Origin of the sequence: Cognatundibacterium griseum (assembly GCF_014284195.1) — a bacterium.
GTDB classification, from domain to species: Bacteria; Pseudomonadota; Gammaproteobacteria; order Burkholderiales; family Burkholderiaceae_D; genus Undibacterium; species Undibacterium griseum.
This window is the reverse complement of record NZ_JACOGC010000004.1, coordinates 319,016-337,474: the sequence shown is the minus strand read 5'-3', so window position 1 is coordinate 337,474 and position 18,459 is coordinate 319,016. Positions and strand designations below refer to the sequence as shown.

At 57.9% G+C, this 18,459-nt stretch carries 17 protein-coding genes; 10 read left to right on the top strand and 7 right to left on the bottom strand.

The genetic code is table 11. The features are described from left to right. Window positions 1–92: 92 nt before the first annotated feature. The 3 genes from H8K27_RS12085 (at window position 93) to H8K27_RS12075 (ending at window position 3,895) form a co-directional block, all read left to right on the top strand. Window positions 93–2,096, top strand: a complete 2,004-nt coding sequence (locus H8K27_RS12085; protein ID WP_186863416.1) for an acetyl/propionyl/methylcrotonyl-CoA carboxylase subunit alpha — start codon at window positions 93–95, stop codon at window positions 2,094–2,096. Window positions 2,097–2,180: 84 nt separating this feature from the next. Continuing rightward, on the top strand, window positions 2,181–2,924 hold the full coding sequence (locus H8K27_RS12080; protein ID WP_186863415.1) for a pyridoxine 5'-phosphate synthase: 744 nt from the start codon (window positions 2,181–2,183) through the stop codon (window positions 2,922–2,924). A gap of 56 nt (window positions 2,925–2,980) precedes the next feature. After that, window positions 2,981–3,895, top strand: a complete 915-nt coding sequence (locus H8K27_RS12075) for a hydroxymethylglutaryl-CoA lyase (RefSeq protein ID WP_186863414.1) — start codon at window positions 2,981–2,983, stop codon at window positions 3,893–3,895. A gap of 114 nt (window positions 3,896–4,009) precedes the next feature. Here H8K27_RS12075 and H8K27_RS12070 read toward each other — a convergent pair whose 3' ends face one another. Together H8K27_RS12070 and H8K27_RS12065 are read right to left on the bottom strand one after the other, a co-directional pair. Further along, window positions 4,010–4,765, bottom strand: coding sequence for a hypothetical protein (locus H8K27_RS12070; protein WP_186863413.1), 756 nt, complete (start codon window positions 4,763–4,765; stop codon window positions 4,010–4,012). 16 nt (window positions 4,766–4,781) lie between these two features. Beyond that, window positions 4,782–5,429: a hypothetical protein gene (locus H8K27_RS12065; protein ID WP_186863412.1), complete on the bottom strand. Its 648-nt coding sequence runs from the start codon at window positions 5,427–5,429 to the stop codon at window positions 4,782–4,784. A gap of 283 nt (window positions 5,430–5,712) precedes the next feature. On the opposite strand from H8K27_RS12065, the gene H8K27_RS12060 reads away from it, so the two are divergent. Then, window positions 5,713–6,222, top strand: coding sequence for a DUF1269 domain-containing protein (locus tag H8K27_RS12060; RefSeq protein ID WP_230419226.1), 510 nt, complete (start codon window positions 5,713–5,715; stop codon window positions 6,220–6,222). A 13-nt stretch (window positions 6,223–6,235) separates the two neighbouring features. Here the strand turns inward: H8K27_RS12060 and egtB are convergent, their stop codons facing one another. The 5 genes from egtB to gshA form a co-directional block, all read right to left on the bottom strand. Then, the gene (egtB, locus tag H8K27_RS12055; RefSeq protein WP_186863411.1) at window positions 6,236–7,450 is read right to left on the bottom strand and encodes an ergothioneine biosynthesis protein EgtB; all 1,215 of its coding nucleotides are present in this window, start codon (window positions 7,448–7,450) and stop codon (window positions 6,236–6,238) included. 19 nt (window positions 7,451–7,469) lie between these two features. Beyond that, entirely contained in the window at window positions 7,470–8,462 is a 993-nt protein-coding gene (gene egtD / locus H8K27_RS12050; protein WP_408058449.1) for an L-histidine N(alpha)-methyltransferase, read from the bottom strand. A 233-nt stretch (window positions 8,463–8,695) separates the two neighbouring features. After that, entirely contained in the window at window positions 8,696–9,520 is an 825-nt protein-coding gene (locus tag H8K27_RS12045; RefSeq protein ID WP_329604390.1) for an alpha/beta fold hydrolase, read from the bottom strand. Further along, window positions 9,451–10,461: a M14 family zinc carboxypeptidase gene (locus H8K27_RS12040; RefSeq protein WP_186863409.1), complete on the bottom strand. Its 1,011-nt coding sequence runs from the start codon at window positions 10,459–10,461 to the stop codon at window positions 9,451–9,453. Before H8K27_RS12040 ends, H8K27_RS12045 begins: the two co-directional genes overlap by 70 nt. A 129-nt stretch (window positions 10,462–10,590) precedes the next feature. Continuing rightward, window positions 10,591–12,183 carry a glutamate--cysteine ligase gene (gshA, locus tag H8K27_RS12035; RefSeq protein ID WP_186863408.1) on the bottom strand — a complete coding sequence of 531 codons (1,593 nt, stop codon included), beginning with the start codon at window positions 12,181–12,183 and terminating at the stop codon, window positions 10,591–10,593. Window positions 12,184–12,410: 227 nt separating this feature from the next. Here gshA and H8K27_RS12030 point away from each other — a divergent pair, with 227 nt between their 5' ends. From H8K27_RS12030 to H8K27_RS12005, 6 genes are all read left to right on the top strand, one after another. Then, complete coding sequence (locus H8K27_RS12030; protein WP_186863407.1) at window positions 12,411–12,803, top strand: VOC family protein; 393 nt, start codon at window positions 12,411–12,413, stop codon at window positions 12,801–12,803. 92 nt (window positions 12,804–12,895) lie between these two features. After that, entirely contained in the window at window positions 12,896–13,666 is a 771-nt protein-coding gene (locus H8K27_RS12025; RefSeq protein WP_186863406.1) for an ABC transporter substrate-binding protein, read from the top strand. A gap of 246 nt (window positions 13,667–13,912) precedes the next feature. Then, a complete protein-coding gene (locus H8K27_RS12020) occupies window positions 13,913–14,416 on the top strand; it encodes a 3'-5' exonuclease family protein (protein WP_176801796.1) in 504 nt (167 codons plus the stop codon). A 338-nt stretch (window positions 14,417–14,754) separates the two neighbouring features. Next, window positions 14,755–15,888 carry an SMP-30/gluconolactonase/LRE family protein gene (locus H8K27_RS12015; protein ID WP_329604389.1) on the top strand — a complete coding sequence of 378 codons (1,134 nt, stop codon included), beginning with the start codon at window positions 14,755–14,757 and terminating at the stop codon, window positions 15,886–15,888. Next, window positions 15,885–17,483, top strand: coding sequence for a glycerol-3-phosphate dehydrogenase (glpD, locus tag H8K27_RS12010; RefSeq protein WP_186863405.1), 1,599 nt, complete (start codon window positions 15,885–15,887; stop codon window positions 17,481–17,483). The genes H8K27_RS12015 and glpD overlap by 4 nt, the downstream gene beginning before the upstream one ends. Window positions 17,484–17,693: 210 nt before the next feature. Next, entirely contained in the window at window positions 17,694–18,440 is a 747-nt protein-coding gene (locus tag H8K27_RS12005; RefSeq protein ID WP_186863404.1) for a DUF1700 domain-containing protein, read from the top strand. Window positions 18,441–18,459 lie beyond the last annotated feature (19 nt).

The following is an 18,459-nucleotide window of genomic DNA, read 5'->3' as shown; positions in this document are numbered from 1 at the left end:
GGTGCAAACCGATCACGAGTCGTGTGTGCCGCATTCATCCTGTAACAGAAAAGACGACATTTCCGATTCAATATAACTAAGAGCGAAGAGACATGTTCACCAAAATCCTGATCGCCAACCGCGGCGAAATCGCCTGCCGTGTCGCTGCGACTGCACGCCGCATGGGTATCAAAACCGTCGCCGTCTATTCGGAAGCCGACGCCAATGCCAAGCATGTCGCCGTCTGTGACGAAGCGGTGCTGATTGGCCCGGCAGCCGCCAAAGAAAGTTATCTGCGCGCCGATAAGATCATTGAAGTTGCGCTGGCAACTGGCGCGCAAGCGGTGCATCCGGGTTATGGATTTTTGTCAGAGAACAGTGAATTCGCTGAAGCCTGCGCAAAAAATGGCATCGCCTTCATCGGCCCGCCAGCCTCCGCAATTGAAGCGATGGGCAGCAAATCTGCGGCGAAATCGCTGATGGAAAAAGCCAATGTGCCGCTGGTGCCTGGCTATCATGGCGATAATCAGGATGCCGATTTTTTGCAGAACGAAGCCGACCGCATCGGTTATCCGGTGTTGCTGAAAGCCAGCGCTGGCGGTGGCGGCAAAGGCATGCGCGTGATCGAACACAGCAAGGATTTCAAAGAGGCGCTGGCATCCTGCAAACGCGAAGCGATCAATTCCTTTGGTGACGATAAAGTGCTGGCAGAAAAATATCTGCAACGTCCGCGCCATATCGAAATTCAGGTGTTTGCCGACACCCACGGCAATTGCGTGTATCTGTTTGAACGTGATTGCTCGGTACAACGCCGCCATCAAAAAGTATTAGAAGAAGCACCGGCACCCGGCATGACGCCGGAACGCCGCGCCGCAATGGGCGAAGCGGCGGTTGCTGCCGCTAAAGCAGTTGGCTATGTCGGCGCAGGTACAGTTGAGTTCATTGCAAATCAGGACGGTTCTTTCTACTTCATGGAAATGAATACGCGCTTGCAGGTTGAACATCCGGTCACAGAAATGATCACCGGCACCGATCTGGTCGAATGGCAATTGCGCGTGGCAGCCGGCGAAGCCTTGCCGCTGCAACAGGAACAATTGCAGATACACGGCCATGCGATTGAAGCCCGTGTGTATGCTGAAAATCCGGAAAAGGGTTTCCTGCCATCGATAGGCACTTTACGTCATGCGCGTACCCCGGCAGCAGTAAATTTTGAACTCGGCGGCAGCGCAGAACCAGCGGGTTTCCGTATCGACAGCGGCGTGCGTGAAGGCGATACGATCTCGCCTTTCTACGATCCTATGATCGCCAAAATGATCGTCTGGGGCAAAGACCGCACCGAAGCACTGGCACGCATGGCGCAGGCCTTGTCGCAATATCAGATCGTTGGTTTGTCATCGAATATCGCTTTCCTGTCGCGTCTGATACACAGCGACGCCTTTGCCAACGCCGATCTGGATACCGGCCTGATTGCGCGTAACGAAGCACAACTGTTCCCGCCAGCGCGGCCAGCATCTGTGGATGTGGTCGCATTGGCTGTGGTGTCGCTGTTGCTGTCTGAAAAATCCGGCGGCAGCGACCCGTGGCAGAGCAGCCACGGCTGGCGCATGAATAGCCTGATGCAGCGCGCCTTGCAGTTCGCTGAAGAACATCACCAGCACAGCGTACAGGTCACGTATCTGGCCGATGGCTGGAAATTGCACACGGCTGATACCACCGCAGATGTCCGGCTCGCGTCTGTCAGTGGCAGCGGCAGCAGCGATCTGGTACTGAAAATCGCTGATCGCACCGTCACTGGCACCGTCGTGCGTGATGGTGAACATTTCCACGTCTTCAGCCAGGGCGTGCATACCGATCTGCATTACAGCGATGCACTCGCCCATGCCGGTGAAACCGAAGCCGAAGGCGGCCGCCTGACTGCGCCGATGCCGGGCAAGATCGTCGCGGTGTTGGTATCGAAAGCACAGGAAGTCAAAAAAGGCGACGCGCTGCTGATCATGGAAGCCATGAAAATGGAGCACACGATTTCAGCACCGCTGGATGGCGTGATCGACGACGTGCTGTACGCGGTGGGCGATCAGGTCACCGAAGGCGCGCAGCTATTGGCATTCGCGCAGTAAGTCAGCCCAGCCGGAGCTTTTTTCGTGTTTCACGGAACAGACCGGCTGGAGCATTGAGTATGTAAATTTTTTGCAGGTGAAGTGATGACCTTACTTTCGATCAATATTAACAAGATTGCTTTGCTCAGAAATTCGCGCGGCCGCAATTATCCAGACGTCGATGCGTTCGCGGCGCGCTTTCTCGATCTTGGTGTGGCGGGCATCACACTGCATCCGCGTCAGGATCAGCGCCACGCGCGCTATTCTGATGTCGAAAGTCTCGGGCAGTTGTGTCAGCGGCGCGGTGCAGAATTGAATGTCGAAGGTTACCCGGCAGCGGAATTCATGGAAGTCGTGTATCGCTATCGTCCTGCGCAATGCACGCTGGTGCCGGATGCGCCGGATCAGCTGACTTCCGATCACGGCTGGGACATGCGCAAAGATGCTGCTTTATTGCAGCCAGTGCTGGCAGGCTTGAAAGCCGCCGGCATACGCAGCAGCCTGTTTGTGGATGCCGGGATCAGCGATGCCGATCTGGCGCTGGCAAAACAAATGGGTGCCGACCGCGTTGAGTTATATACCGAGCCGTATGCGGAAACCTATGGCACACCGGAAAACGATGCCGTGCTGCAGACCTTTGCGGACACTGCTTTGCGCGCGCAACGCGCTGGTCTGGGAGTGAATGCCGGGCATGATCTGAATCTGCAAAACCTGGGCAAATTTTTACAGATCAAAGACATCCTCGAAGTCTCTATCGGCCATGCCGTGATCGTTGAAAGCCTGGAACAAGGCATGGACAATGTCACGCGCCAGTATCTCGACATCATCCGTCGTGCCGCGCAGGCATAGGTGCAGTATAAGCCAGCCGCAGCCATCCACAGACTATGCAGGCAAAAGGAAAACAGATGAACACATCACTACCGCAACAAGTCAAAATCGTTGAAGTCGGCCCGCGTGACGGTTTACAAAACGAAAAAGAAAGCATCCCCGCCGACATCAAAATCGAACTCGTGAATCGCCTCACTGCCGCCGGTTTTGCGAACATCGAAGCCGCCTCTTTCGTCTCGCCCAAATGGGTGCCGCAGATGGCCACGTCTGCCGAAGTCATGGCTGGCATCAGTCGCAAACCCGGTGTGATTTATTCGGTGCTGACGCCGAATATGAAAGGCTTTGAAGCCGCACTCGCTGCCGGTGCTGATGAAGTCGTGATTTTCAGTTCCGCATCCGAAGCCTTTGCGCAAAAAAATATCAACTGCTCGATAGAAGAATCGATAGAACGTTTCCGCGATGTCGCGCTGGCGGCCAAGCAAAATAACATCCGCTTGCGCGGCTCCATCAGTTGCGCTTTCGGCTGCCCGTATCAGGGTGAAGTCGCGCCTGCCAGCGTGGCCGATGTCGTCCGCCGCCTGCGCGATCTGGGCTGCGATGAAATCGACATCGCCGACACCATCGGCGTAGGCACTGCGCGCCAGGTGCAAAATGTGATGCAAGTCGTCGCGCAGGAATTCCCGCTGCACAGTTTATCCGGCCATTTTCATGACACCTACGGCCAGGCACTGGCGAATATCTACGCCAGTCTGGAAGTCGGCATCAGCATCTTCCATTCCAGCGTCGCTGGCCTCGGCGGCTGCCCATACGCCAAAGGCGCCACCGGCAATGTTGCCACCGAAGACGTGCTGTTCCTGATGCAGGGATTAGGTATCCATACCGGCATTGATCTGAATGCCGTGGTCGACGCCGGACAATTCATCTCCACCCACCTCGGCCGCAAAGCCGTCAGCCGCGCATGCAATGCGATTGCGGCCAAGCGGGCTGGGTGAAATAGAGAGGGTGCTGGTGATGAGTGAGAAAATCAGCGGTGCTCGAGCTGCCGGAAAGTAGCGTGGGCAACAGCGCAATAGTTTGCTGCTATTTGCTCAGTGCTCCGCCGACTTTTAGGTAAAGCTTCTCCCGCTTTTTGATCGAATGCCTTGCAGTTCACGGTAGTAACTGGCCAACCTCCTTGACTCTGCAGTTGCCTCGGGCGCAAACCAAGAGATGGCGGCGCGAAATGCGGACACAAAGGCCAAGAAGTCGACTGCCCCTATCGTTTTGTAGAAGTTGATTGGGCTACCGTAGTCGCCATCTTTGAACGAGCCGTGTGTAATGCCATGGCGATTAGTACCATCAATGAATGGATACTTTTTGGAATCAACGTACAACACATTATTGGTGAAATTAGTAAACGAATCCATCATTGAAATAATTTCGCCGGTTGCTCCAATGTTCTTCTCTATTGACTCGCGTTTACAGTCTGACGCTAATTTAGAAAATACCTCACGAACGTAATTGCAGGATAAGCCTCGACTGGCTAAGAGTTCTCGTCCGGCACCTTCGATTACAGGAACTAGACCAGCGACTGCAACATGATGGAGGCCAAGGAAATGGGCCTCGATTGATTCGGCAATCGTTTCTTTGTACTCGGTAATTACCGGAGTAATTAGATAGCGACTGCATACCATCGCAGCTAGACTATCCGCTCCGTAGAGGTGAGCCAGCCACTGTTCAAGGTCACCTTGACCAAACTCATTCCCCTTACGAAGAATTTCGGATGCCATAGCGCTAAGGAACCCCATAGCAGCGTAGGGCGGAAGAAACCACCCTATGCTTGAAAAAGCATTCTCAAAGTGCGGAAGAGTCCCAGTAGTCATGACTGTACCTAGCGTACTACCTAGCTGACGTACCTATTTTCGACGTGTCTAAGTTGTCCGGTGGGGGAGTGTTTTTTTCTAATTCGCACTTCGTTTCAGTAGGTAATGCTTCTTTCCACGGCTCTTTTCCCAACGATGTAGTGGCAATTATGACGAGGGCTAGGCCGCACAAGCGGATAGAAACATTCGGTACGGGAAGATAAGTATCGAATTTTCCGGTGACAAGATTTACGCTAATCGAAATTGTAACCAGCATCAGTGCCATGACCAAAATGGAGTACCTTAACATTACCGCATTAGTAGCTGGGTCGAACTCATACATCTCTATGAGCATCAAACCAACAAACACGCCTAAAGTTGTCGTTGTATAGTCGAAGGTGAGTTCCGCTAAACGAGTACCGCTCGAGCGAAAGAATGATGCGAGGTATGGGACAGATTTCAGCGCAGTTGCCAAGCCAAGAAAAATAAAAGAAAAGTAGAAGAACAATTTAACCAATGTTATTGCGAGTTGACCTGATATTGCATTTAAGAGCACGTTTTTCCAATATGGATTTACTTTTAGGCTTATAAAACCAAAAGTTAATGTGATCCAGAATGGCGTCCAGAAAACATGCCATAGACGCTTGAGTGTATCGATACAATTCATTTCGATAAAGGTTGCCATAGTGAGAATCTTAATGATTTCATTTAACAAAAATGAAGTTTAATTTATGATGTCAAAGAAGACAATTTTTCCTTTCTTAAAGAGCGCAAAAATTCCGCTTGTCCCGGCACCCGATGCGCAGGTGTACCGGCGTTTGCACTTTTTCCTATTTTTGCTATAACGAATTCAGAGGCTTTGTGTTTGCAGACCGGTTAGTCTGTCAAACATTGATCTGGCATCTCTCTGACGATTCGTCCGCAATGACAAAACCTCCGGTGTAATTTTTTGCTGACAGGGGGTTATCATGCGGCAGCGTCTTTACTTCATGCTTCCCGATATTCCGCAAGCCCGCGCGACGCTGGATGAGTTGTTGCTGGCAAGGATAGAGGAACGTCATATTCATTTCATTGCGAAAGACAATCTTTTGCTGCCGGATATGCCGGGAGCGAATCTGTTTCAGCGCACCGATCTTCTGCATGGACTGGAACTGGGAGCATTGATCGGTGCAGTTTCCGGTGTGCTGGCCGGTAGTTTGTTGCTGATTTTTCCTCCGGAAAATCCGGAACTCAAAATGATGGCATTACTGGGGTCGGGATTTGGCGGTGCGCTGCTGGGTTCCTGGTTGTCCGGACGGGCGGCAAAGTCGATACCGAGCTCACGGCTGGAAACCTATTTATCAGAAATCGATGCCGGTAAGGTCTTGCTGATCGTGGATGTGCCATTGCATAAAGTGCTGCCGGTGAAACAGATGCTGTGCGAAAAGCATCCGGATCTGCGTTTTGCGGGCCTGAGTGTGTCGTATGTGCTGAATTGAGCGGCACACGGTTTCAGGTATGGAGCGAACGCGCCAGCCGCAGGCCGGTGAGTTGCCAGCGGGTGCTGGCGGGGAAGAAGTTGCGGTAGGTGGGGCGGCTGTGTCCTGCCGGGGTGAAGGCGGAGGAGCCGCGCAGCACGTACTGGTTGATCATGAATTTGCCGTTGTATTCGCCGATGGCGCCGGCGGCGGGGGCAAAGCCGGGGTAGGGTGTGTAGGCACTGCTGGTCCATTGCCAGCGTGCTCCGTAGAGGTCATGCAGCAGCGTAGCCTGTCCGGAGGTGGCGGCGTATTCCCATTCGGCTTCGGTCGGCAGGCGGGCGTCGCACCAGCAGGCAAAGGCGGCGGCTTCAAACAGGGACAAATGGGCGACTGGCTGCTCCGGTGCCAGCGGCTGTTTGCCATGTAGCGTGAAGTTGGACCAGCTGCCGTCTTTTTCGGGCAGCCAGTACAGCGGGTGGCGGATCTGTTGCGTGCGTATCCAGTCCCAGCCTTCGGCCAGCCAGAGCTGGTGATTCTGATAGCCGCCGTCGGCGATGAACTCGGCATAGTCGCGATTGGTCGTCAGACGGTCGGCCAGCGCAAAGGCTTCGGTGAACTGGCGGTGGCGCGGGGTTTCGTTGTCGAAGCAAAAGCCGTCACCGCGATGACCGGTTTCGGACAGCGCGGCTTCGTAGCTGATCCACTTCAGCGGTGCCGGCGCGAACACTGGCGCTGGTGCGGCCTGCCGGTACAGCGCCGGATACAGCGGGTTGCAGGACAGCAGGTGCTGGATATCGGTCAGCATCAGTTCCTGGTGCTGTTGCTCATGCTGGATGCCGAGTTCCAGCAGTTGCCGCAGGCGTGCGGCGGCTGCCTCTGAGGTGGCTGACATGGCGCTGATGCAGCGCCGGATGCGGGCATCGACCTGAGCGCGGTAATCGAGGATGGTGTCGAAGGCCGGCCGTGTCAGCAGGCCGCGCTGCGGGCGCGGATGTTTGTCGCCGATATCGTTGTAGTACGAGTTGAACAGCATGCGAAAGGCCGGGTGATACGCCTGAAACTGCTGCTCGTATTGTTCCAGAATAAAGGTTTCAAAAAACCAGGTGGTATGCGCCAGATGCCATTTCACCGGGCTGGCGTCGGGCATTGATTGCACGCAGCAGTCTTCGGCAGACAAGGTGGCGGTCAGGTCCAGCGAGTGCTGCCTGACAACCGCCCAGCGTTCCAGTAAATCCGTGCTTGTCATGCCTTGTCTCCGTGCTCAGTCAGGCGGTTTGCGCATAGATTACGGCAAACCATTCGTCGCTGTCGGTCCAGTGGTGGGCAGCGATGAAGCCAGCCTGCTCCAGCAGCGCGACAAAGTCCGGGATGCTGTATTTGTAGCTGTTTTCAGTGTGGATGCTTTCGCCCTGACGGAAATCGCGCCCGCCGTCGGCCCAGCGCACCTGTACATCCTGTTTCGCTTCCAGATGCATTTCAATGCGCGACTGACGGGAATTGAAAAATGCCCGGTGCTGCCACTGGCTGAGTGCAAAATCGCTGCCCAGCAGACGGTTGATATGACGCAGCAGATTGAGGTTGAAGGCAGCCGTCACGCCGAGATGATCGTCATACGCCGTTGCCAGAATCTGCGCATCCTTGATCAGATCGACCCCGATCAGGATGCCGCCGTTGTTGTCGCAGCACAGCCGCAGATGCCGCAGAAAATCCAGCGCCTGCGCCGGTTCAAAATTTCCGATTGATGAGCCGGGATAAAAAAACAGACGGCGCTCATTGCGCACTTCCGGCGGCAGCTGCCAGTCTTGCGCCAGATCGAGACTCAGCGCCGTCATCTCGATGTGCGGAAAGCGTTGCTGCAGGCGGCTGACGGCATCGTTCAGATGATCGGCAGAAATATCGATCGGCACATACTGATGCGGATGCAGCAGCGGAAACAGGCGTGCGGCCTTGGCGCAGTTACCCGCACCCAGATCGATGATGGTGCCGCCGGTGCCGATCACCTCTGCCATCTGCGGCAGGTGGGTGCTGAAAATCGCGGCTTCAGTGCGGGTCGGATAATACTCAGGCAACACGCAGATCGCCTCAAACAGCACCGACCCCATAGCATCGTAAAAATACTTGGGCGAAGTATGGGCGCGGCTGGCGAGCAGGCCGCTGCAAAGCTCCGCATGTTCCCCGGCGCGCGGCAGAGGCGGCACAGGATGCAAGACATTGCCGGCAGCACCAGGATGGCGTGCTGGCAAGGATGGACTGGCGATGACAGACATAAGTGCTTACTCCCCAGAATACGGCGGCCGTCAGGCCGTGATCCGCTGGTTTGACTGCAATGCTGCTGGTGTTAAGTCGTGTGGCTGGTACGCATTTCCTGATGCAAATTAACTGATGTGATGCTGCGACAGCATCGCTGACCCGGCAGAACCGGACAGGGAAATGCCGCGATAGTGTACAACGCTTCTGGGATGTGCGTTGGTTGTTGAACCGGAAAGATGGTTTACCCCAGCGTCTGCCGTATCACCCAGTCAGGATCATCCAGCGGCAGGTCGTGACCGGCGTCGGGATGGAGGCGTAATTCGGCTTGCCAGCGGGTGGCAAGCGTGGCGGAGCATTGCGGGTTCACCAGCGCATCTTTGGCGCCGGCGAGCAGCAGTGGTACTTGCGGAGCCTGTGCCGGGGCGCGGTAGCGCATCGCGGCGAACAGCTGGCGCAGGATGTTGCGGCGGCTGATAGGGTATTGCTGGGCGAAGCTGACCCAGTCGTTGAGCAGGCGTTCGGCGTGGGCGGTGTCGCTCTGGTGGCTGGTCAGGCGCAGGATCAGTTGTTCGCGCTGGCGCTGTGAGCCGGTCAGCATGGTGCTGATGATGGCGGGATAGTTGGCGGGGCGCAGGCGTTGATAAAACGGGTTGTGCGGCGCGAGGCTGGTGTTGATCAGGATCAGGCGTTGCAGTTCGTCCGGGTAGCGTTCTGCCCATGCCACGGCGACCATGGCGCCGAGGGAGATGGCGAGCAGTTTGATCTTGCCGTGTGCTGGCTGTTGCTCCAGTTGCGGCTGAAGTTGTTGCCGGACTTGCTGGCGTGCCTGTTCGACCATTGCACCGATGCTGGTGGCGCTGGCTTGCTGGTACAGAACGCCGTTGCCGGCGAAATCGAGGGTGATGATGCGTTCGTGCGGATGGGCTTGCGCAAACTGTGATGTGAAGCTGCCCCAGTGCCGTTGTTCGCGCATCAGGCCGCGCAGCAGCACCCAGGTCATGGACGATACCAGCGCTGCACGGCGCGCTCCTGCAGGCGCAGGCGGGTCGGGCCTTGCGCCAGCCACTCCTGGTAGCCGCAGGTGGCGCGCATCAGAAAATCCAGCCAGGAATTATGCCGCCGCAGCACGCGGTGCAGGCGGTGTTCCGCCACCGGATTGAACATGCCGTGGCGCGAAAACAATTGGCGCGGATTTTTTTTGACCCACAGCCAGGAACCCATTTCCAGCGTCAGCGGCAGGAAGGTTTTGCCGGATTGTTCCTGCGCCTGCAGATACAGGTAATCCCAGATGTCGCCATGCGTGCGGTATTGCAGGCTCTGCGGTTCAAACAGGTAACGGTGGTTCGGATGGGTTTGCTGGAACAATTCTTCCAGCGACAGAATATCGGCCAGATGCGGAATCGGATGCACGCTGTGGGCATGCGGAAACCAGACCCGGTCGCGCAGGCCGAAACCGGAATGACAGTCAATCGCGATGCTGAACCGGCGCGGCAGTAATTCTTCCTGCACGGTACGACACAGGGCGAGATTTTCGGCCTCCATTTCGGTGCCGGCCGGGCCGCGATACCACGGCAGGTAGCGGCTGATGCGGTGTCCGCCAAGCAGGAAAGGTACCTGATCGGTGGCTTCCACCGGCGCATTGCGCATCAGGTCAACGCCGCGCGGATTGCTGCGGGTGGCCTGCCACATGCCGCCCGGATTAATCAGCGGCATGAATACCAGACGCACTTCCTGCAGCATGTGCTGCAGACTTTTATCCCATGAGAGACGGGTCAGCAGACCGCGCAGGAAAGACAGCAGCACTTGCGAGCCGATGCGCTCAAGCCCGTGAATACCGCCGAAAAAGCCGATCGCCGGCAATGCCGGATCGGGATTGCCGAGCGCGAGCCGGTACACCGGAAAGCGTTTATGCTGGACATCGACTTCGCATAACACATCGACTTCAAGATATTTCTGGCCGAGCTGGATGATGCGTTCGAGTTCTTTTAATTCAGGCAAGGCGGGCATGGCGTTCTGCTTGGAAAACGATGCGGCAATGCTATTGGAGCTATGCGCAGAAAGCAAGCGTTCTCGCTGCCGTGCTGCCGCGGGGATGGCGGCAGCACGGGCAGCGTACGACCGTGCCGGTTTTCCGTATCAGTTTTCGCAACAGAGCTGGCTGGAAGTGCGGGAACGGTAGTCGGTGATGAATTCATCAAAACTGCCGGTCTGGCTGGTTTCCATGTGCCGCTGTTCGGCGATGGATTGCTGTGCCATGTCGTGGAAACTGCGCAGTTCTTCCGCGCCGGGCGGGCGGGCGCGGAACTGTGCCGCCAGCAACTGGCTTTGTTTCAGCGCAAAGCGGGGGAACGATCCGCCTTCGGCTTGGATGGCCTGCATGACCTGCGCGGAAGGCGTTTTTTCTGCATCCAGCAGTCTGGCGCGCTGAGCCTGCAAGGCGTCGTGGTGAACCGTGTCACCGCGCTGACGGTCGAGCAGGGCGGCAACCGGGGCGATTTTGTCCAGCAATTCCAGCCCCCAGGTTTGCAGCGAAACCTGCTGGCCGTGACGCTGCAGCATCAGGCCCGGGCGGCGGCCTTCTTTGACGGTCAGGGCGAAATTCTGTCCATTTTCCTCGCCTTCTTCAGGATTGGTCAGCGGGCTGTCTTCCAGCGCGCAGTACATCAGGAAGGCGTCGAGGAAACGCGAGGTTTCCAGGTTGATGCCGAGCGGGTCAAACGGATTGACATCCATACAGCGCACTTCGACATATTGCACGCCGCGTGAACACAGGGCTTCGATCGGACGTTCGCCGCTGCGGATCACGCGCTTTGGCCGGATGGTGGCGTAAAACTCGTTCTCGATCTGCAGCACGTTGGTGTTGATCTGCACCCATTCGCCGTTGATTTTGGTGCCCAGTTTTTCATACGGCGGATACGGTTTGCGAACCGCCAGCGACAGGCTGCGCATGTAATCGAGCAGGCTGTTGTAGGGCGGCACCAGCCCGTCCTGGGCATTGTTCTGATAGCCCAGATCGCTCATGCGCAGGCTGGTGGCATACGGCAGGTACAGCGTGTCAGCCGACAGCACGTCGAGCTGATGCGGGCGGTCGCGCAGGAAGGTGGTCGCCAGCGCCGGCGAGGCGCCGAACAGGTACATCAGCAGCCAGCTGTAACGGCGGAAATTGCGGATCATCGCAATATAGCTTTCGGACTGCACATACATCGCATCGCCCGGCGTCTGCTCGGCCTGGTGCAGGACTTTCCAGAGGTCTTCCGCCACGGAGAAATTGTAATGAATACCGGCGATGCACTGCATGCTTTTGCCATAACGCAGTGCGAGTCCGCGCCGGTAGACATGCTTGATCATGCCGATGTGCGAAGTGCCGTACCAGGCAATCGCGATGTCTTTTTCGTCGGGCAGCGGGCACGGCATGGACTGGCTCCACAGCATTTCGTCGCCCAGCTCGGTATAGGCAAAGCGGTGAATCCGGTCAAGCTGCTCCAAGGCCTGTGCGATGTCCGGCACCGCAGGCGTGATGAATTCGAGCAGGGCTTCGGCGTAATCGGTGGTGATCTGCGGATGCGTCAGGGTTGCGCCCAGCGCTGCCGGATGCGGGCGCTGCGACAGATGTCCCTGCTGATCGACGCGCAGGGTTTCCCGCTCGATGCCGCGTAAGCCCTGAGCCAGCAGGGGTCTGGTGGTCTCTTGATCAAGCAGCGCAAGACGCCGGTTCAGTAAATCGCTCACAGGTTTTCCTTCAAAAATGATGTCAGCGCAAAAACAAATGCGTGAAAAGTCGAGCAAGCATAGCCGAAATTTGAAACAGGCACCGGCAGCTGCATCAAACCGGAGCCAGTTAAAAAAAGCAGCGGCAAAAACACTGTTAATATTGTTTTTTAGGTAATATTCGGATCAATACATACACAGTCAGTGTAAAGTGCAACTGTGTCAGGCGTATTTTTGGGAGTTTTACTATGCAATTTGCTTACACCATCATTTATGTCCCCGATGTGGCGGCGTCGCTCCGTTTTTTTGAGGCGGCATTTGGCCTGACAACCCGTTTCCTGGATGACTCCGGCATGTACGGCGAACTCGACACCGGCGCCACCACGCTGGCATTCGCCGCACATGAAATGGGTGACTTCAATTACCGTACCGGCCATGTGGCGGCGCACAGCTCACCCAAGCCGCTCGGATTTGAAATCGCCCTGATCACTGCCGACGTGGCCGCCGCCCATGCGCATGCCCTGCACACCGGCGCGGCCGAGCTGGCGGCACCGGCCCAGAAACCCTGGGGCCAGACGGTGTCTTACCTGCGCTGTCCGGACGGCATCATGGTCGAACTCTGCACGGCCATGCCGGCATGAACGGGGGTGATCAGCTGCACCTTGTCCGGCAAGGGATGGTGGCTGTGGAAGCCGGCTGAACCGGCTGGTCCGGTGAAAACGGAGAATCTGGCATGAGCAAGATCGTGGTGAGATGGCTGCTGCCCGGAATCTGGCTGGCTCTGGCGACGCTGGCGTTGGTGATGCCTGCGCTGGCGGCGGATGAGCCGGGTGGCGCTCTGTGGAAGGATGTGCGGGTGGTGACCGAAGATCTGGCGCCGCTGGCTTATCTCGATCCGCGGGATCATACCCTGAAAGGCAGCACTGCCGTGCAGGTGCAGGCCGCAATGAAACGGCTGAGAATGACTTCTTCGATCGAAGTGCTGCCCTGGGCGCGGGCGCTGAAAACAGTTCAGGATTTTCCCGACGTGTTCATTTTTAACCTGAGCCGCACTGCCGGACGCGAAAATGCCTTTAAGTGGGTGTACAGAACAGCCAGCAAGCGGGTTGGGGTGTTTGCCTTACGCAGCCGCAGCGATATCCGCATCACCGCGCAGGCGGATCTGAAAAAATACCGCATCGTCGTGCTGAACCAAAACATCGTGCATCTGACCTTGCTGGAACGCGGTTTTGTACAGACCGGCAATCCGGATTTTTATCCGATGAGCTATGAAAAAAACATCCTGCCGTTTTTACTGGCAGGGCGCGCTGATGCCTGGATACGCACTTATCTGAATGAACACGACCTTGATGAACAGATGCGCGCGCTTGGTGAAGACCCGCAGCGCATCGTGAAAGTGGCGGATCTGGACGACATCCGCGTTGACTTGTATCTCGCCACCAGCCTGCAGACCAGCGATGAAAAAGTGCTGCGCTTCCGCGAAGCCATGCTGGCAGTCCACTGAGCAGGTACCGTTACCGGCCTCAAACAAAGATGGGGAGTATCCATCGTTATTGCCAGTTTCTTTCAATCAAATAAAGGGTTTTTTTATATACTCCCCTCCAGTATATTTTTGATCTGCTGACTTCGGTCGCGCCGCGCTTTCGCAGCGCCGGTTTAGCGCAGAAAAACTTGCACATCTGCCGGTTTAGTACAAAATACAGTGTTGCCCCCTGTCATTCCTGCCGCTTGTCCGGCGAAGGAGCCTGCCATGATCAGCGTACCGGTTGTGATTGATTTTGAAGCCTCAGGTTTTGGCCGGGGCAGTTATCCGATCGAAGTCGGATTTTCCCATCGCCACGGTGAAGGCTGGTGCACTCTGATCCGGCCGGAAGACGACTGGGAGCACTGGGACGAGCGCGCTGTCGGCGCGCACCGGATTCAGCGTGAAATGCTGATCGCCCGCGGACGGGCCGTGAATCAGGTGGCTGACCAGCTGAACCAGCTGCTTGGCGGGCAGACGGTGTACACCGATGGCTGGGCGCATGATTATGTGTGGCTGGCGCGGTTGTTTGATGCGGCGCAGCGTTCACCGCAATTCCGGCTGGCGGATTTGCGGGAAATCATATCGCCGCGTCAGGAAGCCGTCTGGCATGCCACCAAGATACAGGTGGAAGACGACCTGAACCTCACCCGCCACCGCGCCAGCAATGATGCGCGCATCCTGCAGCTGACCTGGCTGCGTACCTACGACGCCAGCAAAATCCTGCATTAATGTGATGCAGAATCGTGACGCAGAATCGTCATGCAGATTGGCTGGCACGGATGCGTGCCGGTGTTTGCTGACGGCAGCCTGCGATGACACAACTGCCGGGTTATTTGCTGTTTCCTGTTCGCGCTGCTTCAGGGCTGAGGCAGCCAATTCTCCGGCGCACTTGCGTTCGTACGTTTTGCCACCCTGCGCCGCCCGCAGCGCTTCCGCTCACCGGAACCACTTGGCGTAAGAGCTGCCGGTATGCCAAGATGCTTCTGTATTAACATTTTCAGGAGCGTAGCGGCGGCGCGTTGCCGTTACCCGCTTTCCGGACAGGCAGACACAACAAGGAGACTGACGTGCTGAAAACATGGTGCTGGCGCATTCTGGGCGGTTTGCTGTTATTGCTGACACTGCTGGCGGCGTATCTGTTGCTGGCGCCGGTGCCGGTGAATCCGGTTGCCTGGCAGGCCACGCCGTTCACCGGTTACGCGCCGCCGCATGCGCGCAACGAGCAGCTGGCGGCACTGCAGCTGATCAGGATCGGTGCAGAAACCGGCCCGGAGCACATCGCGCTGGGCCCCGATGGCTGGCTGTATGCGGCAGTCAGTTCCGGCGCGATTTTACGCATGCAACCGGATGGCAGCCAGCAGGAAACCTGGGTCAATACCGGTGGCCGGGTGCTCGGTTTTGCGTTTGATGCACATGGCAACCTGATTGCCGCCGATGCCTACCGCGGTTTGCTGCAGATCAGTCCGGAGCGTCAGATCAGCGTGCTGCTGGATCAGGTGGATGGCACGCCCTTGCTGTATGCCGATGCCGTGGTTGTGGCGCGGGACGGCAAAATCTATCTGTCCGATGCCAGCCAGCGTTTCGGCGCACGCGAATACGGCGGCACCTTTCAGGCCAGTGTGCTCGACATTCTGGAACACTCATCGACCGGCCGCATCATTGAATACGATCCTGTCAGCCGGCAGGCGCATGTGATTGCCGACCAGATCTGCTTTGCCAACGGCATTGCACTGAGTCAGGATGAGCAGTCGCTGTTCGTTGCTGAAACCGGGGAATACCGGGTCTGGAAAATTGCCCTGCATGCACCCGTTCTGCATCTGAAAAACAAGGCCGACCGAAAGCGGGCGCAGCCGGTGCTGCGCGATCTGCCCGGTTATCCCGATAACCTGATGCGCGGTCTTGATGGCCGGATCTGGGTCGGCCTTGCCAAGCCGCGCGGTGCGGCGATTGACGGCATGGCAGACAAACCCTGGCTGCGCAGCATCACGCTGCGTCTGCCGCGCTTCCTGTGGCCGGTGCCGCCGGCTTACGGTCATGTGCTGGCGTTTGATGAAAACGGCAAAATACAGCGGGACCTGCAGGACCCGAGCGGTAAATATCCGGAAACCACCGGCGTGACTGAAACGCCGGAGCGTTTATACATCCAGAGCCTGCATGCGCAGGGCATCGGCTGGATGCCGAATCCGGCGCGCCGGCGATGAACGGGATAGCCGGCTCTGCACCGGAAGCCGGTACCGGGCGCAGTGCCGGTCAGCCGGTGGACGTGGCGGTGATCGGCGGCGGCATTAACGGCGTCAGCATTGCGCGCGACGCTGCCGGGCGCGGTCTGAGCGTGCTGCTGTGCGAACAGGACGATCTGGCTGCACATACCTCCTCGGCCTCCAGCAAGATGATCCACGGCGGTTTGCGTTATCTGGAATACGGCGAATTCGGACTGGTGCGCAAAGCCCTGCAGGAACGCGAAATTCTGATGTCTTCCGCCGCGCACCTGATTCATCCGCTGCGCCTGATCATGCCGCATACGGCAGACCAGCGTCCGGCCTGGCTGATCCGGCTCGGCCTGCTGCTGTACGACCATCTGGCGTCACGCCGGATCCTGCCGGCCAGCGCTGCTGTCGATCTGCGCACCCATGTGGCAGGGCAGGCATTGCAGGCCAGGTACCGCCGCGGTTTTGCCTATTCGGACGGCTGGGTCAACGATGCGCGGCTGGTCGTGCTGAATGCGCTGGATGCCGCAGAGCGCAGGGCGCAAATCCTGACCCGCACCCGTTGCGTATCGGCGCAAGCGGAGGCCGGCATCTGGCGGCTGGAGCTGGAAACGCGCAGCGGCAGACGACAGCGCGTCACGGCGCGCAGCCTGGTCAATGCCAGCGGGCCGTGGGTGGCGCAGACTGCCCGCAGCGTGCTGCAGCAGCCAGTGGCGGCGATTCCTCCGCTGCGGCTGGTCAGGGGCAGTCATATCGTGGTGCCCGCGCTGTTTGCGCATGATTGTGCTTACCTGTTGCAGCACAGTGATGGCAGGGTGGTGTTTGCCCTGCCGTATGAGCAGCATTTCACTTTGATCGGCACCACCGATGTCGACCAGCACGATGACCCGGGGCAGGCGCAGATCAGCGCGGATGAGATTGCTTATCTGTGCGGGCTGGCGTCTTCTTATTTTGCCCGGCCGGTGCGGCCCGCTGATGTGGTGCACAGTTTTTCCGGTGTCCGGCCATTGCTGGCGGGCGATGGCACCGGGGCGCAGGCAGCCGCGCTGAGCCGCGATTATCGCCTGTTGCTGACGCCGCAACCCGCACCGCTGTTACAGGTCTGGGGCGGAAAAATCACCACCTGCCGCAAGCTGGCGGAAGAAGCGCTGGACCAGCTGGCCCCGCTGCTGGGCAACCGGCATGGCGCCTGGACAGCGCACGCCTGCCTGCCGGGCGGCGATATCGCGGCAACCGTGCCCGACGTGCGTTCGGTCACCGGTCTGGCGGATTTTGTCGCCAGTTGCCAGCAGCGCTACCACTGGCTGCCGCCAGCGCTGGTGCAGCGCTATGTGAATGCCTACGGTACACGGCTGCATCGTCTGCTGGAAGGCTGCCGCCAGATGGCCGATATGGGCGAATGGCTGGCGCCCGGCCTGTGTACCCGCGAGCTTGACTATCTGATGCAATACGAATGGGCGCAGCAGGCTGACGATGTGCTGTGGCGGCGTTCTCATCTGGGTTTGCAGTTGCCTGCCGCAGCGGTGGAACGGCTGTCTGCCTGGATGCAGGTCCGGCGCCAGGATCATCAGCACGCATTGCCGCCATAAAAAGGCGCGCGAACAACCGGACGGTTCGGACGACATTGCCGTGCCGCACCGGTTCTGAGCTCCCCGCAGGAGCCGCCGTCCAATCGGCGATTTGTGCATTTGATGCCGGTGATTCAGCGCACTGTCGCATCGCGCTGGCATTCCTGTTTCCGGCTTCGTATTCTGTCCCCAGCTTTTCACAGACCTTGGAATGACCGGACGGAGTGTGTGATGGACAAGACGGAATACATGAATACCCTGAAACTCGCCCTGCAGGATTTCCCCGGGCCGGTGCAGGAAGAAATCCTGTGGGATTACGAGGGCCAGTTTGTCGACGGCATGATGGCGGGCGAGATCGAGCAGGAAATCATCAGCCGCCTGCCAAAACCTCAGCTGATCGTAGCGCAGAAGCGCGCCCGCCTGCACTATCAGGCGCTGCGGCAGCGTTTTAGCATTAGTCGCCTTGGGCACCTGGTGGTGGCGCTGTTCGGGCTGGCCACATTCAATTTGCTGATGGCGATACCGGCGCTGGTGTACTGCTCGGCGCTGTGCGCGACTTATATCGCAGCGCTGGTGCTGTATCTGTCCGGTGTGCTGATCACGGGAGTCGCGCTTTCCGGCGCGGAGCACGTGACGATCGAATTTCCGCAAGGACTGAGCCTGCCGGCCAAACACCATTCCATGAGCGTTCTGCAGCGGGAGATTGAAGTCAATATCGATGCGGCAGGCGTCGTGGCTGGCGGTAAAGCGGTGCCGGAAGCGTCCGCTGCCGCGCCGCATCAGCCTCCCACAGACAGCATTTCCATTTTTCTGGGCAGACAATTCGGTGCTGCCGAAGCGCTCAAGGGCAGCGGCATGATCGCTGCGGGCATCCTGCTGCTGATGTCCTGCATGTGGCTCACGCGCTATACCTGGCGCGGATTCAGGACTTATCTGGAATGGAATCTGAACCTGCTCAGAGCGGGCAGCGTCGCCTGACGCTGCCCGCATCGGGAAA

Bases quoted from the DNA above. Each gene is read 5' to 3' on its own strand.
- H8K27_RS12085 (WP_186863416.1), top strand. From the start codon at position 93: ATGTTCACCAAAATCCTGATCGCCAACCGCGGCGAAATCGCCTGCCGT.
- H8K27_RS12080 (WP_186863415.1), top strand. From the start codon at position 2,181: ATGACCTTACTTTCGATCAATATTAACAAGATTGCTTTGCTCAGAAAT.
- H8K27_RS12075 (WP_186863414.1), top strand. From the start codon at position 2,981: ATGAACACATCACTACCGCAACAAGTCAAAATCGTTGAAGTCGGCCCG.
- H8K27_RS12070 (WP_186863413.1), bottom strand. From the start codon at position 4,765: ATGACTACTGGGACTCTTCCGCACTTTGAGAATGCTTTTTCAAGCATA.
- H8K27_RS12065 (WP_186863412.1), bottom strand. From the start codon at position 5,429: ATGGCAACCTTTATCGAAATGAATTGTATCGATACACTCAAGCGTCTA.
- H8K27_RS12060 (WP_230419226.1), top strand. From the start codon at position 5,713: ATGCGGCAGCGTCTTTACTTCATGCTTCCCGATATTCCGCAAGCCCGC.
- egtB (WP_186863411.1), bottom strand. From the start codon at position 7,450: ATGACAAGCACGGATTTACTGGAACGCTGGGCGGTTGTCAGGCAGCAC.
- H8K27_RS12040 (WP_186863409.1), bottom strand. From the start codon at position 10,461: ATGCCCGCCTTGCCTGAATTAAAAGAACTCGAACGCATCATCCAGCTC.
- H8K27_RS12030 (WP_186863407.1), top strand. From the start codon at position 12,411: ATGCAATTTGCTTACACCATCATTTATGTCCCCGATGTGGCGGCGTCG.
- H8K27_RS12025 (WP_186863406.1), top strand. From the start codon at position 12,896: ATGAGCAAGATCGTGGTGAGATGGCTGCTGCCCGGAATCTGGCTGGCT.
- H8K27_RS12020 (WP_176801796.1), top strand. From the start codon at position 13,913: ATGATCAGCGTACCGGTTGTGATTGATTTTGAAGCCTCAGGTTTTGGC.
- glpD (WP_186863405.1), top strand. From the start codon at position 15,885: ATGAACGGGATAGCCGGCTCTGCACCGGAAGCCGGTACCGGGCGCAGT.
- H8K27_RS12005 (WP_186863404.1), top strand. From the start codon at position 17,694: ATGGACAAGACGGAATACATGAATACCCTGAAACTCGCCCTGCAGGAT.